The organism is Streptomyces sp. NPDC054840, assembly GCF_053611065.1.
Map to the genome: position 1 here is coordinate 1 of NZ_JBSGZP010000558.1, position 5,034 is coordinate 5,034.

Annotated in this window: 4 protein-coding genes; 2 read left to right on the forward strand and 2 right to left on the reverse strand. The window is 74.2% G+C overall.

What is annotated here, in order from left to right; genetic code table 11:
* Positions 1 to 560, reverse strand: a 560-nt coding sequence (locus tag ACWGIU_RS29490; RefSeq protein WP_453710847.1) for an ATP-binding protein, incomplete at its 3' end; no start/stop codon positions are given.
* 199 nt (positions 561 to 759) lie between these two features.
* Here ACWGIU_RS29490 and ACWGIU_RS29495 point away from each other — a divergent pair.
* Positions 760 to 1,914 carry a PLP-dependent cysteine synthase family protein gene (locus tag ACWGIU_RS29495; RefSeq protein WP_453710849.1) on the forward strand — a complete coding sequence of 385 codons (1,155 nt, stop codon included), beginning with the start codon at positions 760 to 762 and terminating at the stop codon, positions 1,912 to 1,914.
* A 172-nt stretch (positions 1,915 to 2,086) separates the two neighbouring features.
* On the opposite strand, the gene ACWGIU_RS29500 is transcribed toward ACWGIU_RS29495, so the two are convergent.
* A complete protein-coding gene (locus ACWGIU_RS29500) occupies positions 2,087 to 2,575 on the reverse strand; it encodes an SRPBCC family protein (protein ID WP_453710851.1) in 489 nt (162 codons plus the stop codon).
* A 379-nt stretch (positions 2,576 to 2,954) separates the two neighbouring features.
* On the opposite strand from ACWGIU_RS29500, the gene ACWGIU_RS29505 reads away from it, so the two are divergent.
* On the forward strand, positions 2,955 to 5,034 hold a 2,080-nt coding region (locus tag ACWGIU_RS29505; RefSeq protein ID WP_453710853.1), incomplete at its 3' end, for a hypothetical protein.

Sequence of the window (5,034 nt, forward strand, 5' to 3'; positions counted from 1 at the left end):
CACCCGGGGCGGGCGCCGACCGGCGATGCGACCGGCGATGCGGCCGGCAGGCTTGTCGCGACGGCTCCCGGATCTGCGGCCAGGAGCACCGCGCGCGCGGGTTCTCGTACGGGCGTGGCCTTGATCGGGACCGGCCGCACACGCGCCGCCGGGGCCGGGGCCGCCGTGAGCGAGAACCACACCGCCTTTCCGGGGCCGTCGGGCCGCTCGCGCGCCCCCCAGGCCTCGCTGAGCGCCTCCACCAGGGCGAGTCCGCGTCCGCAGGTCTCCAGCGCCTCGGCCCGCGTCTCGTGGACGACCGGCAGTCGTGGATCGCTGTCGATGACCGAGACCGTGAGTCGCCCGAGCCGGAGTTCGATCTCCACGGTGCAGGTCTTGTCCGGCTGCGCGTGGCGGTGGACGTTGCTGAGCAGTTCCGTCACGCCGAGCGCAGCCCGGTCTATGAGCGGATCCAGATCCCAGTGGCGCAATTGTGCAGAAACGATTCTGCGGATTTGGCCGATCCGCGACGGCAAGGCCTGCAGTTCGACGACGCAGTGCCTGCGGGAATGACTGATCACGGCTGCGACTCCCCGACATGAGTGTTACGGGTGCTGCACCCTCGGTAATGCTCCACCAGGGTCACCCACGGTTCCGCGCAGTGCAACCGAACGCGACCGAAAGGGATTCGCATGGATCCCCAAAGCGAACGTTTGTGCAGGTAGGAGAGGTACATTGCGAAGAACGGGGGCGAGGTCCACCCATGAAGGAGCGCGGCACATGAGCACCATCGGCACTACCAGAACCACCGGTAACACCGGTACGACTGCCACGACCATCGATGTCGATCGCAGCGACGCGGACTACCGGGCCTGGCTGAAGGAGGCCGTCCGCAAGGTCCAGGCCGATGCCAACCGCTCTGCCGACACCCACCTGCTGCGCTTCCCGCTGCCCGAGGCGTGGGGCATCGACCTCTATCTCAAGGACGAGTCCACGCACCCGACGGGCTCCCTCAAGCACCGCCTCGCGCGCTCACTGTTCCTGTACGCGCTCTGCAACGGCTGGATCCGCCCCGGCCGCCCGGTCATCGAGGCCTCGTCCGGCTCCACCGCCGTATCCGAGGCGTACTTCGCCAAGCTGATCGGTGTCCCCTTCATCGCCGTCATGCCGCGCACGACCAGCCCGGAGAAGTGCCGCCTCATCGAATTCCACGGCGGCGCATGCCACTTCGTGGACGACTCGATGAAGATGTACGAGGAGTCGGCCGAGCTCGCCGCCCGGACGGGCGGGCACTACATGGACCAGTTCACGTACGCGGAGCGGGCCACGGACTGGCGCGGCAACAACAACATCGCCGAATCGATGTACCAGCAGCTGCGCTTGGAGCGGTACCCCGAGCCCGCCTGGATCGTGGCGACCGCCGGCACCGGCGGCACCTCGGCGACCATCGCGCGCTACGTGCACTACATGCAGCACGACACCCGCATCTGCGTCCCGGACCCGGAGAACTCCTGCTTCTTCGACGGATGGACCCGCAACGACCCGGACGCGAGCAGCGATTGCGGCTCCCGCATCGAGGGCATCGGCCGGCCGCGGATGGAGCCGAGCTTCGTGCCGGGGGCCATCGACCGGATGATGAAGGTCCCGGACGCGGCGAGCGTCGCCGCCTGCCGGGCGCTGGAGACGGCCATAGGGCGCAAGGCGGGCGGCTCGACCGGCACCGGTCTGTGGAGCGCCCTGAAAATCATCTCGGAGATGGTGGCCGAGGGCCGCACGGGCAGCGTCGTCACCCTGCTGTGCGACCCGGGCGACCGCTACCTGGACAAGTACTACTCCGACGAGTGGCTGGCGGCGCAGCGGCTCGACATCGCCCCCTACGCGAAGACCATCGACACGCTGCTGACGGCCGGGGTCTGGAGCGAGCCCACCGCCTGACGTCGCGCCGGTGCGGCGGGCTCGCTCACGGCGGCGCCGGCGGGGTGTCGCGGTGACGGACGCTCCCGGGCCCGCGCGGCTGCGGCGAAACCGGCATCGGCATCGAGGTGATGCAGCGACTGGTGACGGTGCACGCAGGTGCACCCCGGGTGCGGCACGACGGCGGCCGCGGCTACTGATCCGCCCCGCGCCGAGCGGTGAGCCGCCGGTCCAGGGCGCGGACCGCCGCGCGGAACGAGTGGCCCAGGCCCGGACGGGCGGCGGCCAGGCCGAGACGGAACGGGGTCGGCCCGTCCGCCGCGAAGGTCCAGCGGACGTGCGTCCCGGTACCGGCCGGGGTCAGTCGCCATTCCTCCAGCAGGGCCCGCACGCCGAGGGCGTTGGTGGTGTCGACACGGTAGGCGTAACGCCGCTCGGGATCGGCGGCCATGACGGTCTCCTGGAAGCGCACCCCGCCCACCAGCCTGACCTCGCGACCCGCGCCCCCGTGCGTGGAGCGGGCCAGCGTCACCGCCCCGAACCAGTCGGCCCAGCCCTCCACTTCCACGGCGAGCGCCTGGTACACGGCCTCGGGCGGTGCCACGGTGTCGGCGGCGAACACCAGCCGTACCGGCGCGTCCTCGATGAAGTCCAGCCCGACCGGGCGGAGTCGGCGAGCCATGGCGGTACCCCCTGGGTGAGGATCTGGGCGAGCGTGCGCGTCACCATAGCCCCGCGCCCCCGAGAAGTCCGTAGCGATCTCCCCCGATCTCCTTCTGATCTCGCTTCGATTCCCGCCGACATCGCTCCGATTCCCGCCGATTTCCCTCTGCTTCCTCCGGTCCTCCTCCGGTCCTCCTCCGGTCCTCCTCCGGTCGCCATCCGACCGCCCTCCGGTCTCGGGCGGAGCTGCGCCGGTTCCTGACCGATCTGCGCCGGTCCTGATCGAATGGCGGCCATCTCCGTCGATCTCCGTCGATTCCCGCGCGGGGCCTGGGCGGCGGCGCCGCCGCGCGGGATGCTGGAACCGCGCCGATCCCGCCCCGCGAGCGGAGGCCGCTGTGCCCGACCGCCCCCAGCCCGACAGCTCCCCTCCCAACGCCCAGCCCGGCACCACGCCCGGCGCCCCTCCCGACACCCCCCTCGCCCTCGAACTCCTGGTCCACGGAGTCGCCGGTGCCACCCCCGGCGAGCTGCTCGGCGACCCCCGCACGGTCCGGGTCACCGGCGACTCCACCGCCGCCGTCTTCCGCCGCACCGAGGACGCCGACGCCGAGGCCCACCCCGAGCGGTACGCCGGGCGTCCCGTCGCCGAGGCCTACTGCTGGTCCCGGCTCACCTCAGGCAACGGCGCCCGCGCCCTGTGGCTGCTGCTCCTGCCCTTCATGGTGGCCAACCTCGCCCACTGGGCCCGGCCGGCCACGTCCGCCGCCGACCCCGCGCCGCGCGCCGTGCGCACGTACGGGGTCCTCGTACGGATCCTCGCGCTCAGCCTGACCGTGCTGCTGATCGCCGCCGCCTGCGAGGTCGCGCTCGACCTCCTCGCCTGGCAGTGCGCGGGCTCCGGGACCTGTGCCGGCTCCCGGTTCCGCTCCTGGCTGGGATTCCTCGCGCCCGGCGGCGGCTGGTGGGCCCAGCCCGGGCGGCGCCTCGCCCTCGGAGCCCTGGTCCCCGCCGCGTTGACCGGGCTGCTCTGGTACCTGTCGAACCGCACCTGGAGCGCCTACGAGTCGCAGCCCCCGCCGGCCGGCACCGCCGACCCGGACACCGCGTCGGATCCCGTGCCCGCGCTCGGGCGCCCGGGGTTCTGGTACGGCCGCCGGCTCGTGGCCCGGCTGCGCGCCGCGCACACCGCCGCCGGGCTGCTCACCGTGGCGGTGGCCGTCTCCGTGCCGACCGCCCGCCACGACCGCCGGGCCGGCGCCCCCGTCCTCGCCGCCCTCGGCTCGGCCACGCAGGTCCTGCTCGCCGCCGGGGCCGTCACCGTGGCCTGGGTCGTCTGCCGACGGGGCCGCACCGAGGACCGGGCCGACCACCGGCTCGACCGGGCCGCCACCACCTTGCTGCCCGGCGCCGCCCTCGCCCTGCTCGCCGCCGTCCTCGTCCACGCCTGCTGGTCGCGCCCCGGCTGGACCGCCACCGGACGGCTCCCCGGAGACCTGGCCTTCGGTGTGCTGATGCTGGGTCAGGGGCTCTGCGTGCTCGCCCTGGCCGCCGTCGCCCGGTACCTGCACCGCAGGGCCCCCGACCCGGCCGCCGCCCTGCGCGGCCTCGGCGGGCCCGCCGTCGCCATGCTCGGCTGCGCGCTCGGCGGGGTGATGTCCGGCGGGGTCGCCCAGCGCGTCGCCGACTGGCTGGACGGGGGAGCCACGCCCGGGATGCCCGGCGCCCCGCTGCCCGGGCCGCCCGTGCTGCTGTCCTGGCAGGCCGCCGTGCTGCCCCCGCTGCTCCTCGTACTGGCCCTGCTCGCGGCCTGGTTCGCGGTGCGCGGGGCCCGCGCGCGGGGCCGGCTCGCCGCCACCGTGGCCGCCGAGTACCCGGGGGAGACCCCGGACCCGGCCCGCAGCCGCCGGATCGCCGGAGCGCGCACGGCGGCCGCGCTCACCGACTCCGCGCCCTGGTTCGTGGCGGCCGTCTCCGGGATCACCCTGGTACTCGGTGCGGGCGCGCTGGCCGGGGCCTGGTCCAGCGGAAAGGTCCCGGGCGAGGCGGCCCGTGGGACCCTGCCGGTGCTGGAAGCCGCCGCCCGCACCGCCCAGGACGCCGGATCCTGGCTCATCGGCCTGGGCATCGCCGCCTTCGTCGCCTGGGGCCGTCGCGCCTACCGCGACCCCGCCGCCCGCCGGACCATAGGGATCCTGTGGGACGTCGGCACTTTCTGGCCGCGCGCCGCCCACCCCTTCGCCCCGCCCTGCTACGCCGAGCGGGCCGTCCCCGACCTGACCTGGCGGATGGCCGGCTGGACCGGCCGCACCGGCGGCCGCCTGGTCATCTCCGGCCACTCCCAGGGCAGCGTGCTCGCCGCGGCGGCCGTCTGGCAACTGCCGCCGTCCGCCCGTCGTCAGGTCGCTCTGCTCACCTACGGATCCCCGCTCGCCCGCCTCTACGGCCGTTGGTTCCCCGCCTACTTCGGCCCCGGGC